Origin of the sequence: Nocardiopsis alba DSM 43377 (genome assembly GCF_000341225.1) — a bacterium.
Lineage (GTDB): Bacteria > Actinomycetota > Actinomycetes > Streptosporangiales > Streptosporangiaceae > Nocardiopsis > Nocardiopsis alba.
Map to the genome: position 1 here is coordinate 51,591 of NZ_ANAC01000019.1, position 15,186 is coordinate 66,776.

Sequence of the window (15,186 nt, forward strand, 5' to 3'; positions counted from 1 at the left end):
GGACGGACCCACCAGTAGAGAATGGAGTCCATGTGCAAGCCCAGCGGCCGGGAGTATGGGCGCTCCTGAACAAGTGGCTCGACGCCCGCAGAGCCCGGGCCGAGCGTCTCGCCCTGCTCGAAGCGCAGGACAAGGCCCGCATCGAGGCCGAGACCCGGGCGGAGGAGAAGACCGCCGCGGAGCAGGACGACGTCGGGGCGGGGGATCTCTTGCGCGTGGTCAGTGACGTCGCCTGGCGGATACTGCTGGTCGGCGTGGTCGCGGGGCTCCTCGTCTACGCGGTCATCCACCTCTCGGTGATCACCCTGCCCGCGATCCTGGCGGTCTTCATCACGGCCCTGTTGATGCCCTTGGCCAACTGGCTGAGGGGCAAGGGGCTGGGGCGCGGTTCCTCCACCGCGATCTCCATCCTGGTGGCCCTGATCGTGCTCAGCGGCGTGATCACCATGATCGTCTCGCCGGCGATCCAGGGGTTCGAAGGGCTGGTCGCCAGCGTCTCCAGCGCCATCACCGAACTCCAGGGTCTCCAGATCCCCTTCCTCGACCCGGCGCTCATCACCGAGATGATCGACAACGCCTGGCTCCAGATCCAGGGGATGATCACCGACAACACCGACCGTCTGCTCAGCGGAGCCTGGACCGCCGGTGCCGCGGTGGTGCAGATCCTGCTCGGGCTGGTCCTGATCATCGCGCTGACCGTGTACTTCGTCCACTCCGGCGACAAGCTCATGGAGTGGATCGCCACCCTCCTGCCGCCCAAGTCCCGTCCTGGGCTGCACCACGCCGGTGGTATCGCCTACGGGGTGATGGGGCGTTACGTCCGGGGCGTGGCGATGGTCGGGTTCATCGACGCCGTCGGCATCGGCATCTTCCTGCTCATCTTCCTGGACATCAACCTGGCGATCCCGCTGATCGTGCTGACCTTCGTCGGGGCCTTCCTACCGATCATCGGTGCCTTCCTCACCGGCCTGCTCGCCGCGTTGGTGGCGTTCGTGACCGAGGGCTGGGTGATCGCCCTGGTGATCGTCGGCGCGGTCGTCCTGGTCCAGCAGCTGGAGAGCAACATCTTCGCGCCCCGTATCTATGGTCAGGCGCTGGAACTGCCCTCTCCCGTCGTCCTGATCGCCATCACGGCGGGCGGCATCCTCGGCGGCATCCCGGGCATGTTCCTGGCCACCCCGGTCGCGGCCGTCCTGGCCGCTCTGTTGCGCAACCGTCCGCCGGCCCACAACGAGTACACGGACGAGAGCGAAGGGGAGGTCGACGAGAAGCGTCGTCGAGCCCTGACGACGGCGGAGTCCGCCGTGGTCGTGGTGGCCCGACCGGAGGAGACCGGAGAGGCCGCGACGGCCAAGGAGCCCCCCAAGAAGGGGGACAAGGACGCCCCCGGAGAGTGACCCCGGAAGGACCGTTCCTTCCTCATGGAGGAATGCGCGGCGCCCCCGGCCCCGTTGTGGGGTCGGGGGCGCGCCCGTGCCCGGGACGTCCGCCCGGAAAACCCTGGCCCTCTCCCACGACCTTGCCGTTAGGCTGGATCGGTCCGCCCGAAGGCGGATCCGCCCGATCCGTCCGCGTCCCCGCGACCCGGACCACACGGCCCGCGCCCCGTATCCGGGCCGCGACGACGAACCGCCACACCATCTTTGAGGAAGCCCCACCCATGTTGATCGCCACCGACCTCGAACTGCGCGTCGGAGCCCGACTCCTGCTGGAACCGACGACCTTCCAGGTCGCGGCGGGGGACCGGATCGGTCTGGTCGGCCGCAACGGTGCGGGCAAGACCACCATGACCAAGGTGCTGGCGGGGGAGGGACTTCCCACCGGTGGGACGGTCACCACCTCGGGCACCATCGGCTACCTGCCCCAGGACCCGCGCACCGGCGACCTGAACGTGATCGCCAAGGACCGCGTCCTGTCGGCCCGGGGTATCGACGAGGCGCTCCGAGGTCTGCGCGAGGCCGAGAAGAAGATGGCCAGCGACCACGAGAAGACCAGGAACAAGGGGGTGCGCGCCTACGCCCGTTGGGAGGAGCGCCTCCACGTCCTGGGCGGGTACGCCGCCGAATCCGAGGCCGCCGCCATCGCCTCCAGTCTCGGTCTTCCGGATAAGGCGCTCTCCCAGCCCCTGCACACGCTCTCCGGTGGTCAGCGTCGTCGGGTCGAGTTGGCGCGCATCCTGTTCAGCGGGGCCGACACCCTGCTGCTGGACGAGCCCACCAACCACCTGGACGCCGACTCCATCGTGTGGCTGCGCGACTTCCTCAAGACCCATCAGGGCGGGCTCATCGTGATCAGTCACGACGTGGAGCTGGTCGACCAGGTGGTCAACAAGGTGTTCTACCTGGACGCCAACCGCAGCGTCATGGACATCTACAACATGGGCTGGAAGCAGTACCAGGTCCAGCGCGAGGACGACGAGCGTCGCCGCCGCCGTGAGCTGGCCAACGCCTCCAAGCAGGCGGACAACCTGCGTAAGCAGGCCGAGCGCTTCCGGTACAAGGCGACCAAGGCCCGCGCGGCCCAGCAGATGCTGAACCGGGCCGACAAACTGCTCGACGGGGTGCAGGGGACGCGCAAGGCCGACAAGGTGGCCAAGCTCCGGTTCCCGGACCCGGCGCCCAGCGGTCGCACCCCGCTGATGGCCGAGGGGCTGTCCAAGTCCTACGGATCGCTGGAGATCTTCACCGGCGTCGACCTGGCCATCGACCGGGGCAGCCGGGTGGTCGTCCTCGGGCTGAACGGCGCGGGCAAGACGACCCTGCTCCGTCTGCTGGGCGGTGTGGAGGAACCCGACACGGGCCGTGTCGTGCCCGGACACGGACTCAAGATGGGCTACTACGCCCAGGAGCACGAGACCCTGGACGTGGGCCGCAGCGTTCTGGAGAACATGATGAGCGCGGCCCCGGATCTGCCGGAGGTCGAGGCGCGCAAGACGCTGGGTTCGTTCCTGTTCACCGGTGACGACGTGGACAAGCCCGCCGGTGTGCTCTCGGGTGGTGAGAAGACCCGGTTGGCGCTGGCCACCCTGGTGGTCTCCAGCGCCAACGTGCTGCTGCTGGACGAGCCCACCAACAACCTGGACCCGGCCAGCCGCGAGGAGATCCTGGCCGCGCTGCGCAACTACAAGGGCGCCATCGTACTGGTGACCCACGACGAGGGCGCGGTCGAGGCGTTGAGTCCCGAACGCGTCATCATGCTGCCGGACGGGGTTGAGGACATGTGGAACCCCGATTTCGAGGACCTCATCGCCCTGGCCTGAGTCGACGGCGGGATCATGGGGAGGGTGGACGCTCGGCGTATCGCGAGGTTCACCCTCCCCCTTTTTCGGTCGGGGTTAGGGGTCTTCCGAAACGTGGGCCGACCGGCGCGGCGTTCGGTGAATGTGGCGGTGGGCGGGCGGCATGTCGGATCATGGCGATGGTCCGGCCCGTACCCGAGGCCGGTGTCCCGAAAGAGGAGAAAGCCGTGAGTGACGAGTTGAGGAAGGGCGCCCGGGTCTCCGGGGAGAGTCGGGCGGAGCTGGCCGCCGAACTCAGGCGCCGCTATGACGAGGGCGAGAGCATCCGCTCCCTCGCCGCCGCCACCGGGCGCTCGTACGGGTTCGTGCATCGCCTGCTCGGTGAGACCGGTGTGGAGTTGAGGGGTCGGGGCGGAGCGACGCGCAAAGCCTGAGCCCGATCGCGAGTTCGAGGTTACTCGCGAGTAGGGTCGGGGGTGTCGACGACCCGATGGAGGAACCCATGACACAGGCCCCGCAGGAGACCGGAGTGACGGAACCGCCCGGCGAGGAGGAGCTGACCCGGGCGGGGCTGCGCCTCACGGTGGAGGGCGCCGTCGCCCGCATCACCATCAGCCGTCCCGAGCGCCGCAACGCGATGACCGGGCGGACCTGGACGACCCTGGCCCACATCGGCCAGACCCTCCCCGAGGATGTCCGAATCGTCGTCATCGCCGGAGAGGGCGACATCTTCTCCGCCGGGATCGACCTCGGCATGTTCACCCCCGAAGGGGTCGAGGGCGAGCGTTCCATCATCGGGGGGCTCACCGACGGGTCCGCCGACGAGGCCGACCTGGACGCCTACATCGCCGAACTCCAGCAGGGCTTCCTGTGGCTGCGCCGCCCCGACCTGGTGACCATCGCCGCCGTGCGCGGGTACGCCATCGGCGCCGGTTTCCAGCTCGCGCTCTCCTGCGACCTGCGCGTCCTCGCCGACGACGCCGTCTTCTGCATGAAGGAGCCCGCCCTGGGGCTGGTCCCGGACCTCACCGGGACCAAGCCCCTGGTGGACATCGTCGGCGTCCACCGGGCCACCGAGATCTGCCTGACCGCGCGCAAGGTCGGTGCGGAGGAGTCCCGCGAGCTCGGCCTGGCCGCCCTGGTCGTGGGCGTCGACGAACTGGAGGGGGCCGTCGACGACGCCGTCGCGGCGCTGCTCACGGTCGACCGCGGGGCGGCCACCGCCACCAAGGACCTCCTGCTCCAGGCCGAGGGCAACACGCTCGAAGAGCAGTGCGCGGCGGAACGGGCGGCCCAGGTGAAGCGGCTCACCACGCTGGCCAAGGCCATGGCGGCTCAGGCCTGACCCTCCTGACCTCGGGGAACGGGGTGGGGAGACCCGTATCACCGATGAAAAACACCCACCCCGTCCCCGATTCGCGGCGATCTCTAGTACGCTGCTGCAAGCGGTCGTTCAATATCGCGCGCATCCGAGCGCGCCGGACCGCCAAGACGCGGAGAGCGTGTCGACCCTGTCGACGTCACTCTTGACCCGAAGAGCACACGAACCCCACCTACGTCGGGGTCGCTTCCGCGTGTGATCAGGCGCGTTTGTGTGATTTCTTCGCTGGGTCCGTCGTGACCGTGTGGAGCCTTCCTCGAAACGCCGCCAAACGATGAGGAAGGTACACGTCACTTGACGACGGACACTGCCGTAACGCCTGCCTTCGACAGCCTGGGGCTTCCCAAGGACATCGTCGACGAGCTGGCCAAGAACGGTGTGACCACCCCGTTCCCGATCCAGGCCGCCACCATTCCCGACGCCATCGAGGGCCGCGACGTCCTCGGCTGCGGCCGGACCGGATCGGGCAAGACCCTGGCCTTCGGCCTGCCGGTCCTGATGCGCTGCGCCGAGCGCCGCGCCGCCTCCCACCGCCCGCGGGCCCTGATCCTGGTGCCCACCCGCGAACTCGCCCACCAGGTGCGCGACGCCCTGCGCGGCTACGCCCGCGTCGTGGGCGTGCGCGTCGGCGACGTCGTCGGAGGCAGCTCCTACACCCGCCAGATCAACGAACTGCGCCGCGGTGTCGACGTCCTCGTCGCCACCCCGGGCCGTCTGACCGACCTCATCGACCAGGGCGCCTGCGACCTGGGCGACGTGGAGATCTCGGTGCTGGACGAGGCCGACCAGATGTGCGACATGGGCTTCATGCCGCAGGTCAGCGAGCTCCTCGACCAGGTGCACCCGGACGGGCAGACCCTGCTGTTCTCGGCCACGCTCGACGGTGACGTCGACAAGCTGGTCCGCAAGTACATGAACGAGCCGCGCACCCACTCCGTGGACCCGCCGGTCTCGCAGGTCACCACCATGGAGCACCACCTGCTCAAGGTGCTGCCCCGCGACAAGAACAAGATCGTCACCCAGATCGCCGCGCGCGAGGGTCGCACCATCCTGTTCGTGCGCAGCAAGTACCGCGCCGACACCATCAGCGAGCAGCTGATCGAGGCCGGCGTTCCCTGCGCCTCCCTGCACGGCGGCAAGACCCAGAGCGTGCGTACCCGCACCCTCGCCAAGTTCCGTGAGGGTCGCATCCAGGCCCTGGTCGCCACCGACGTCGCCGCCCGCGGCATCCACGTCGACGGCATCGACCTGGTCGTCAACGTCGACCTGCCCACCGGTCACAAGGACTACCTGCACCGCGGCGGTCGTACCGCCCGCGCCGGTTCCTCCGGCTCCGTGGTCTCCCTGGTCGCGCCCAACCAGCGCCGTATGGCCCGCCGTCTGCTCAGCGACGCCGGTGTCGACGCCAAGCAGCACCTGGTCAACCCCGGTGACGAGCTGCTCACCCAGGTGACCGGGGCCAAGGAGCCCTCCTGGGAGCCGTGGATCGAGCCGCCGGAGCCCGAGCGTCCCCGTCGCGGCCGTGGCGGCCCCCGTCGTGGTGGCTACCGCGGTAACGGTGGCGGCTACCGTGGCGGTTACCGCGGTGACCGTCGCAACGACCGCGGTGAGGGCGGCTACCGCCGTGACGACCGTGGCGAGGGCGGCTACCGCGGCCGGCGCGACGACCGTTCCGAGGGCGGTCGCGACGACCGCCGCGGCGGTTACGGCGAGCGCTCCGAGGGCGGTTACCGCGGTGGCGGCGAGCGTCGTGGCGGCGGTTACGGTGGTGAGCGTCGAGGCGGTTACCGAGGCGACTCCCGTGGTGGCTACCGCGGCGACCGTCGCGGTGGCGGTCCCCGTCGCGGCGACCGCTACGACTCCGCCCCCAGCGGCCGGAGCTGATCCAGAGCACGACACGGAGGCCCGCTACCGGCGTTCGCCGGTAGCGGGCCTCCGGTCTGTCCGGGGTGAGGTGTTTACGTTCCTTTACCCCGTCTTCGCATGTCCTGGGTGCCCGGGAGTGCCGTCGGCGTGGACAGTTGGCGGGAAACCCCGAAGTCGCACTCGGGACCACCACGCCACCTGAAGGGGAACGCGTGACCGTCCTCAACAACGCCCTCGTCGCCCTCAACGACACCTTCTGGGCGTACCTGGTCATCCCGCTATTGGTCATCCTGTCCGTCTACTTCACGGTGCGTTCGGGGCTCGTGCAGCTTCGACTCCTGCCGGACATGTTCCGGGTCATCCGGGGCAAGGCGGGCACCGCGCCCGACGGGGGCAAGGAGATCTCCCCCTTCCAGGCCTTCGCGATCTCGGCGGCCGCGCGCGTGGGCACCGGCAACATCGTCGGTGTGGCCACGGCGATCATGCTGGGCGGGCCCGGCGCGGTGTTCTGGATGTGGCTCATGGCGACGGTGGTCTCGGGGGCCGCGTTCGTCGAGTCCACGCTCGCCCAGCTCTACAAGGTGCGGACCGATACCGGTTTCCGCGGCGGCCCCGCCTACTACATGCTGCGCGGGCTCGGGCAGCGCTGGATGGGCGTCCTGTTCGCGGTGATCATCACCGTCACCTTCGGCTTCTTCTTCAACTCGGTCCAGGCCAACAGCATCTCCGGGGCCATCTCGACCTCCGCCGCCCAGTTCGGGGTCCCCACCGGATGGGTCCTGAACGCGGTGGTCGGTCTGCTGCTCGTGGCGCTGACCGGGATGGTCATCTTCGGCGGTGTCCGCCGTATCGCCTCGGTCGCCCAGGCCCTGGTCCCGCTGATGGCGATCATCTACATCCTGCTCGGCACGGCCGTGGTCATCCTCAACATCGGTGAGGTCCCCGGGATGATCGCCGACATCTTCGCCTCGGCCTTCGGCCTGCGCGAGATGGTGGCCGGCGGCGTCGGCGCCGCGATCGTCCAGGGTCTGCGACGCGGCATGTTCTCCAACGAGGCGGGTCTGGGTTCGGCGCCCAACGCCGGAGCGACCGCCTCGGTGTCCCACCCGGTCAAGCAGGGGCTGGTCCAGACCCTGGGCGTCTACTTCGACACCTGGCTGGTCTGCTCGGTGACCGCGTTCATCGTGCTCTTGAGCACCTCCGAGTTCGACGGGTCCAGGGGGCCGGAGGTCACGCAGTACGCGCTCCAGGCCAACCTCGGTGACTGGTCGATCCACGCTCTGACGATCATCCTGTTCCTGCTGGCCTACACGTCGCTGCTCGGCAACTACTACTACGGGGAGTCCAACCTCAGGTTCCTCGACGCCGCCCCCGAGCACGTGACGTACTTCCGTTCGGCCGTCCTGGTCTTCATCTTCCTCGGCAGTATCGCCCCGCTGACCCTGGTGTGGAACATCGCGGACGTGGCCATGGGCGTGATGGCGGTGGTCAACCTGGTCGCCCTGGCGCCGCTCTCGGGGATCGCCTTCCGCCTGCTGCGCGACTACAGCCGTCAGTTGCGCAATGGCCTGGACCCGCAGTTCACCCTGGCCAAGATGCCCGACCTCCAGAACGTGGAGGCCTGGGGCCCGGTCGAGGGCGGTCTGCTGGAGGACCAGCCCCGCGAGGAGGGGGCCGCTCCCTCCGACCCGGGCGCCGAGATCACCCCCGAGGAGGGTGAGGGTCCCGAGGGGCCGGGCCGTCCGAACGGCTCCTCGAACGACTGACGCGCACACCACCGAAAAGGGGGCGGGGCCGTGGGGAGACGACCCACGGCCCCGCCCCTTCCCTTGTGGTAGATAGGGCGGAACGAGGTGGAACCTCTCATGGTGCAAACGAAAACTGTTTTCGGTTACCATTCGTGGAGTTCCCGAACACACCCCACGGAGTACCCCTGTGTCCGAACGGACCACCCACGACTCCGCCCCGTCCTCCTCGCTCGGCGACTCGATCGCCGTCGGCTGGGACGACCGCGGAGACGAGTTGCCCCCGGCAGATTGGGGCAGGCGGGCCGGCTCGCGCCGAACCGGCACCGTATGGCTCTTCGCCCTCCTCATCACCGCGATGGCCTTCGGACACGCCTGGTTGTCCGACGAGCTGACCGGGCCGGCCTTCCTGGCCTGGGCGACCATCTTCACCGCGATCAGCTTCCAGGCGCTGCCCTTCCTGGTCTTCGGTGTGGCCCTGTCCGCCGCGCTGGTCGCGTTCGTCCCCACCTCGTTCTACCGCCGGTTCATCCCGAGCAGTCCGAGCCGGGCGGTCCCCGTCGCCGGGGTCTCCGGGGCCCTGCTGCCCGGTTGTGAGTGCGCCTCGGTGCCCATCGCGGGGAGCCTCATCAGTCGAGGGGTGGCGCCCGCCGCGGCGCTCACCTTCCTGTTGGCGGCGCCCGCCATCAACCCGATCGTCATGATCGCGACCGCGGTGGCCTTCGCCGGTCAGCCCGAGATGGTGCTGGCCCGCTTCGTCGCCTCTCTGCTGGCCTCGGTGGTCATCGGTTGGATCTGGGTGCGTTTCGGGCGCGCGGACTGGCTGCGCCTGCCCTCGCGTCCCACCACCCCCGGAGCGTCGAAGTGGCGGGTCTTCCGCGAGTCGATGCTGCACGACATCATGCACGCGGGCGGATACCTGGTGGTGGGCGCGGTGGCCGCCGCCACCCTCAACGTGATGGTCCCCCGGGAGTGGCTGTTGACGGTGGCCGGGATGCCGATCGTCTCGGTCCTGGTGCTCGCTCTGTTGGCCATCCTGCTGTCGATCTGTTCGGAGGCCGACGCCTTCGTCGCGGTCAGCCTCACCGACTTCTCGCCCACCGCCAAGCTCGCGTTCATGGTCATCGGACCCATCGTCGACCTCAAGCTCATCGCGATGCAGGCCGGTGTGTTCGGCTGGCGGTTCGTCGCCCGCTTCATCCCTCTCTGTCTCGTGGTCGGTCTGGCCTCCACGTTCCTGATCGGAGGCGTCCTGCTGTGAACCGCATCGCCCAAGGGCTCACCCTGGTCCTGCTCGGAGCCGCCGCGCTGACCAGCACCGTCCCCACCGACCTGTACCTGAACTGGGTCAAGGCCGGTTTCGGTCCGTTCCTGATCGCGGCCGGCGTGGTCATGGTGGTCCTCGGAGTCCTGGTCATCGCCTCCGAACTGCGCGGCGAACGCCACGACGCGGAGGAGGCCGACGAGGGGCCCGAGCACGCGGAGCACCACGAGGGCCACGGACACGACCACGCGCGGGCCCCCAGGGTGGCCTGGCTGCTCCTGCTCCCGGTGATCGCCGTCTTCGTGGTCGCCCCTCCGGCCCTGGGCGCCTACACGGTGGAGAGCACCGGGGCCTCCTCCGGGCCACCGCCCAGGACCGAACGTTCCACCTCCTCTCCCTTCGGCGACGGTCTGGAGGAGGCCGGCCCGAACGAGGTCACGCGGCTCGCCATCCGGGAGTTCGTGCTGCGGGCCTGGATCGACGAGGAACGCGAACTGGCCGGACGCCGGGTCGAGCTGGTGGGGTTCGCCGTCCCCGAGGAGGAGGGCGGGGACGGTTGGTACCTGGCCCGCCTCCAGATGTCCTGTTGCGCCGCCGACGCGGTGGTCAACAAGGTCCTCATCACCGACCGACCCGCCCCCGAGACCGATACCTGGTGGCGGGTGCGGGGGACGTGGGTCGAGCCCGAAGGGGACCTGTACGACGTCTCCCGACACGAGTTCTCCATCGACGAGATGGAGGAGGTCACCGACCCTCCCGACCCCTACGAGTGACCGTTGGGCGGTCGGAGACCCGGGGGAGGTCCTCGGCCGCCACACCGTGACCAAATCCCCACTATGGGACGGCCCTGAGTGACAATAGGTCCGTGTCAGAACCCCGCGTGCAGACGAGGAGCCTCTGGAGCCGGATACGTCCACACTCCATTCGAGGCAGGGTCACGCTGTGGGCCGTCGTCATCATCGCCGTGGTCCTGACCCTCCTCTCCGTGGGCTCCTACCTCCTGTTCCGAGAGGTCGTGCTCATCCAACTCCACGACCAGGCGGACGAGGAGGCGCGGCACATCGTCGAGCACATCACGACCGAACGCTACGAGTCCTCGATCCCCGCCAACGAACCGATCCTGCGGTCGCAGATCGTCGACCGAGACACCTACGAGGTCCTCGCCTCCAGTGACGCGTTGCGCGGGATGCCGGCCATGACCACGAAACGGCCCTCCCGCGACGACTTCCGTCTGGTGACGGTCGACTGCGGTGAGGTGGCCGGGGAGGAACCCACCGACTGCTATCAGGTGGTCGGGTACGCCATCGACGATTCCGCCTACGGGGACGTCATGGTGCTCGTGGCGACCCAGACCCCGCAGGTGCTGGCCCACCACACCCTGGAGATGGTCCTGGGCGGGATGTCGGTGGCCCTGCTCGCCGGGACGGCCCTGACCGCCTGGTACGGGGTGGGTCGCGCGCTGCGTCCGGTGGACCGGATCAGCGACGAGATCGACCGGATCTCCGTCAGTGGCCTTCACCGCCGGGTGCCGGTCCCCAAGAACGACGACGAGATCGCCCACTTGGCCCGCACCGCCAACGAGACCCTGCGGCGGCTGGAGGAGGCGGTCGCCCGACAGCGGCGATTCGTCTCCGACGCCTCGCACGAACTGCGCAACCCCATCGCCGGGATGCTCACCAAACTGGAGGTCGAGCTCTCCGACCCCGACCCCGACCTACGGGCCAGGGAACGTCTGCTCGCGGGGCTGCTCTCCGACACCGAGCGGTTGGAGAACATCGTCGAGGACCTGCTGGAGATGGCCCGGCTGGACACCGGCGTGGTGATGGATCTGGAGAGCGTGGACCTGACCGCCCTGGTCGAGGAGGAGTTCCGGGAACGGCGTGGTCAGGCGCGACTGCTCATCCACGGCTCCGAGCCGGTGTACGCCAAGGTGAACCGGTTGCGTCTGGCCCGGGTGCTGACCAACCTCGTCGCCAACGCCGAACGCCATGCGAAGAGCCGGATCGACATCATCGTCGGACACACCCACGGCTCGGCGGTCGTCGAGGTGCACGACGACGGATCGGGCATTCCGGAGAAGGACCGCGAGCGCATCTTCGAACGCTTCGCCCGACTCCCCGAGTCCAGGGAACGGGACCCCGGCGGCAGTGGTCTGGGACTGCCCATCTCCCGGGAGATCGTGCACTCCTACAACGGCACCCTCGTGGCGGGTCACAGCGATCTGCTGGGCGGTGCCCTGTTCACGCTGCGTCTGCCAGAGGATCCGGAGCCGAACACGTGACCGTCGACCAGAAGACCTCCCAGGGCAAGGGGGAGCCCGTTCCGCCGCCCACGTCGGGGGACGAGGAACCGGGGACCGAACACGACGACCCCACCGAGACCTCCGGCGGCGACGGGGGAGAACCGCCGGAGACACCGCTCGCGAGCGGCGGACCGCACCGTCCCAACTACTTCGTGATGGGGTTCGTCGGAGCGCTGGGCGTGCTCTCGGCCTGGCTTCTGGTGAACGCCCTGTCCGGGGCCGGGGCGGTCTTCGTCTACATCCTGGTGGCCCTCTTCCTCGCGGTCGGGCTCAACCCGGTGATCCTCCTCCTCCAGAGGATGCGCATGCCCCGCTGGGCGGCGATCCTGACGGTGTGCCTGTTCCTGGCGCTCTTCATCACCGTGTTCGTCTGGACGATCGTGCCTCCCCTGAGCGATCAGGTGAGCAGCTTCGTGGCCGGTCTACCGCAGGCGATCGACCAGCTACAGAACGCCAGGTTCTTCCGCGAGCTCGACCAGCGCTACGACGTGCTGGCCCGGATCAGGGACATGGTCACCGGCGCCGACTTCGGCCAGCAGGTCTTCGGCGGGCTGGTCGGGGTGGGGCAGGTGGTCTTCAACTGGCTGTTCGCGACCTTCACGGTGTTCATCCTGACCCTGTTCTTCATGGCCTCCCTGCCCGGGATCATGGACGTGTCCTACCGTTTCGTGCCCCGTTCCCGCAGGGAGGGCGTGCGCGAGATCGGCGACGAGATCGTGCGGCGCATCGGGGCCTTCATCGCCGGCCAGTTGGTGGTCGCCGCCCTGGGCGGGGTGGTGGCCTTCCTCTTCCTGTGGGCGATCGGTTCCGCCTACGCGCTCACCCTGGCCCTGGTGGTCGCGGTCACCGCCCTGATCCCGCTGGTGGGCACCACGATCGGTGCCCTGGTGGCGTCCCTGGCCGTGGCGCTCGGAGACCCGCTGATGGGGCTGGTCACCCTGATCTTCTTCCTCGTCTACCAGCAGATCGAGAGCTACGTGCTGGCTCCGAGGGTGATGCGGCACGCCGTGGACGTGGCGCCCACGGTCAACATCACCGCGGCCCTGCTCGGCGGGGCCCTGCTCGGCCTGGTCGGCGCGCTGCTGGCCATCCCGACGGCGGCCGCCCTCACCCTGGTGCTCAAACGCGTGATCTTCCCGCGACTGGAGCGGCGCTGAGCGCCCCCGATCGGCCCTACCCTGATCGGATGGGAAGCGGGCAGGGGTGGGTGTGGCGGATCGCGCTGCTCGTCGCGTGGGTGGGTCTGCTGCTCTGGGCCCTGGTGTACGGGCCCGATCTGGCCACCGTCCGCGCCTGGACGGACGGCGCGGGCGCGGCGGGGGCCCTGGTCTACCTGGGGGCCTACGCTCTGGCGGTCCAGGCCCTGGTGCCCCGTCCGGCCTTGAACATCGCCGGCGGGCTGCTCTTCGGGATCCCGCTCGGAGTGGCCCTGGCCCTCATCGGTGGTGTCCTGGCGGCCCTCGCCCAGTTCGCGGTGGCCCGACACGTGGCCGGTGACGCGCTCGCCGCACGCCTGCCCCGACGGGTGAGGGTACGGCTGGAGGGGCTGACCTCGTGGCGGGCCTTCCTGGTGGTGCTCCAGTTGCGGCTGGTACCGGTGGTCCCGTATCAGATGGTCAACTACGGCTGCGGATTGACCGGGGTCGCCCTGGCGCCGTTCGCCGCCGCCACGGCGCTGGGTTCGCTGCCCGCGACGGTCGCGATGGTCCTGGTGGGCGCGGGTGGCGCCGACCTCGGGCTGGAGGTCGCGGTGGCCACGGGTGTGATGGCCGGGCTCATCGCCCTGGTGTGGTGGCTGGTGCGGGCTCGACGTCGCCCTCGTGCCGCGTGGCGGGCGCGGGCCTGACCGGACCGCGCCCGCCGAGGGCCGCCGCTACGAGGCGCCGCCGAACAGTTCGACCTCGTCCGGGGTGGGACGGTCCATGTCGAAGGGGAGGATCTCTCCGCCGTCGCTGTCGGTGATCCGCGGTTCCTGGAGGATCTCGGGCTCCTTACCCGCGCGGTTCTGGACGACCATCACACCGGAGTAGCCGCTGTGGTCGTCCTCGGTCGCGGCGAAGGGCACCAGGCCGGGGCCGGCCAGGTCGTTGGAGTTCAACGTCCGGACGAGGGTCTCCCGGTCGAGGTCGGGGCCGACCTCCATGAGCAGGCGCGCGAACAGGGTCGCCTGGACCATGCCGTAGACCGTGGTGTCGGTGAAGGGCGCGTCCTCGATGTACTCATCGTGGATCCCACGATAGAACTCGGTCCAGGGATCGTCGCTCTGGGCGGCCATCGGAAGGAACGCGGTGATGATCAGGCCGTCGGTGAAGGCCTCCGGGGGTACGTCCTCGGCGGGGGTGCCCGCCGCGTATTCGCCGATCAACTCTTGGACGATCTCGACGTCGCCGCCGAAGCTGGGCGCCACCCATTGGGGTTCGTACCCGATGGCCTGCGCCTCCAGGATCGCCATGCCGAGGAAGGCGGGGATGCAGTAGCAGACGGCGACGTCGGCGCCGGACCTCTTCAGCTCCTCGATCTGGCCGTCGAGCTCGGGGACCCCGGGGTCGTAGGACTCCCAGGCGACGATGTCGTCCATGAGGTACTGCTCGATGCCCGCGTGCGAGGCCGGGCCGACGTCGTCGTTCTGGTAGAGCAGGCCCACGTCCTCGCCGGGGAAGTTCTCCGCGATGTAGGCGCCCTGGACCTTGGCCTCCTTGGAGTAGTCCACCTGGAAGCCGTAACTGAGGGGGTACTCCTCGGGCTGGTCCCAGGCGAGGGCCCCGGAGGAGACGAACAGGTCGGGGACGCCCGCGTCGTTGAGCTCTTCGATGACCGACTCGTGGGTGGGGGTGCCCAGCCCGCCGAGCATCGCGAAGATCTCCTGCTCGTTCATCAGGTCGTCCGTGACCCGCATGGTCTGCGCGGGGTCGAAGGCGTCGTCCTCGACGCGGTAGTCGATCCGGCGGCCGTGGACGCCGCCGTTGTCGTTGATGTGGTCGAACACGGCACGTGCGCCGGCGGAGACGTGGACGAAGCCGGGTGAGGCGGGCCCGCTGAGGGGCTGGTGGGTGCCGATGACGACGGTGTCGTCGGTGACCCCGAGGGTGAGGTCCTCCGCGGAGCCGCTCCCGTCGGTGGACTCGGCGTCGCCGCACGAGGCGGCGAGTATCGCGACGGCGAGCGCCGCGGCGATGATTCTCGGTGATCGCATGATGTGTCCTGAACTTCGGTCATGTCTTCGCAACGGGAGGCCCGAGGGCCCGTGGGGGGAAGACGGCTTCGCAGCTCGGGGGAGAAGGCCTGGTACGGGGTTCCTACTCGGCAGTACGTTACCGGCCGGTAAACATCATACGAACGCGGGTGAGGTGCGCAACCGCCCCCGCCCTCGGTGGCCGGAACCGGCCCGGG

General features: G+C 69.3%; 12 protein-coding genes. 11 read left to right on the forward strand and 1 reads right to left on the reverse strand.

Annotated features, from left to right (window positions below; all coding sequences use genetic code 11):
* Positions 1-32: 32 nt before the first annotated feature.
* The 11 genes from D451_RS0119775 (at position 33) to D451_RS0119825 (ending at position 13,642) form a co-directional block, all read left to right on the forward strand.
* The gene (locus tag D451_RS0119775; RefSeq protein WP_017535698.1) at positions 33-1,397 is read left to right on the forward strand and encodes an AI-2E family transporter; all 1,365 of its coding nucleotides are present in this window, start codon (positions 33-35) and stop codon (positions 1,395-1,397) included.
* A 263-nt stretch (positions 1,398-1,660) separates the two neighbouring features.
* Positions 1,661-3,259 (forward strand): ABC-F family ATP-binding cassette domain-containing protein, encoded by a 1,599-nt coding sequence (locus D451_RS0119780; RefSeq protein WP_014912012.1) that lies wholly within the window; start codon positions 1,661-1,663, stop codon positions 3,257-3,259.
* A 206-nt stretch (positions 3,260-3,465) separates the two neighbouring features.
* The gene (locus D451_RS0119785; protein ID WP_014912345.1) at positions 3,466-3,672 is read left to right on the forward strand and encodes a helix-turn-helix domain-containing protein; all 207 of its coding nucleotides are present in this window, start codon (positions 3,466-3,468) and stop codon (positions 3,670-3,672) included.
* Between the two features lie 68 nt (positions 3,673-3,740).
* Entirely contained in the window at positions 3,741-4,583 is an 843-nt protein-coding gene (locus tag D451_RS0119790) for an enoyl-CoA hydratase/isomerase family protein (RefSeq protein WP_026125208.1), read from the forward strand.
* Between the two features lie 330 nt (positions 4,584-4,913).
* Positions 4,914-6,503, forward strand: coding sequence for a DEAD/DEAH box helicase (locus D451_RS0119795; RefSeq protein ID WP_014908592.1), 1,590 nt, complete (start codon positions 4,914-4,916; stop codon positions 6,501-6,503).
* A 194-nt stretch (positions 6,504-6,697) separates the two neighbouring features.
* Positions 6,698-8,251, forward strand: coding sequence for an alanine/glycine:cation symporter family protein (locus D451_RS0119800; RefSeq protein ID WP_017535701.1), 1,554 nt, complete (start codon positions 6,698-6,700; stop codon positions 8,249-8,251).
* Between the two features lie 169 nt (positions 8,252-8,420).
* The gene (locus D451_RS0119805; protein WP_017535702.1) at positions 8,421-9,491 is read left to right on the forward strand and encodes a permease; all 1,071 of its coding nucleotides are present in this window, start codon (positions 8,421-8,423) and stop codon (positions 9,489-9,491) included.
* Positions 9,488-10,267 (forward strand): TIGR03943 family putative permease subunit, encoded by a 780-nt coding sequence (locus tag D451_RS0119810; RefSeq protein WP_017535703.1) that lies wholly within the window; start codon positions 9,488-9,490, stop codon positions 10,265-10,267. The genes D451_RS0119805 and D451_RS0119810 overlap by 4 nt, the downstream gene beginning before the upstream one ends.
* 92 nt (positions 10,268-10,359) lie before the next feature.
* Positions 10,360-11,775 carry a sensor histidine kinase gene (locus D451_RS0119815; RefSeq protein WP_017535704.1) on the forward strand — a complete coding sequence of 472 codons (1,416 nt, stop codon included), beginning with the start codon at positions 10,360-10,362 and terminating at the stop codon, positions 11,773-11,775.
* Positions 11,772-12,953 (forward strand): AI-2E family transporter, encoded by a 1,182-nt coding sequence (locus D451_RS0119820; RefSeq protein WP_017535705.1) that lies wholly within the window; start codon positions 11,772-11,774, stop codon positions 12,951-12,953. Before D451_RS0119815 ends, D451_RS0119820 begins: the two co-directional genes overlap by 4 nt.
* Positions 12,954-12,982: 29 nt before the next feature.
* Positions 12,983-13,642, forward strand: a complete 660-nt coding sequence (locus tag D451_RS0119825; protein WP_017535706.1) for a TVP38/TMEM64 family protein — start codon at positions 12,983-12,985, stop codon at positions 13,640-13,642.
* Positions 13,643-13,669: 27 nt separating this feature from the next.
* Here D451_RS0119825 and D451_RS0119830 read toward each other — a convergent pair whose 3' ends face one another.
* On the reverse strand, positions 13,670-14,989 hold the full coding sequence (locus D451_RS0119830) for an ABC transporter substrate-binding protein (protein WP_017535707.1): 1,320 nt from the start codon (positions 14,987-14,989) through the stop codon (positions 13,670-13,672).
* Positions 14,990-15,186 lie beyond the last annotated feature (197 nt).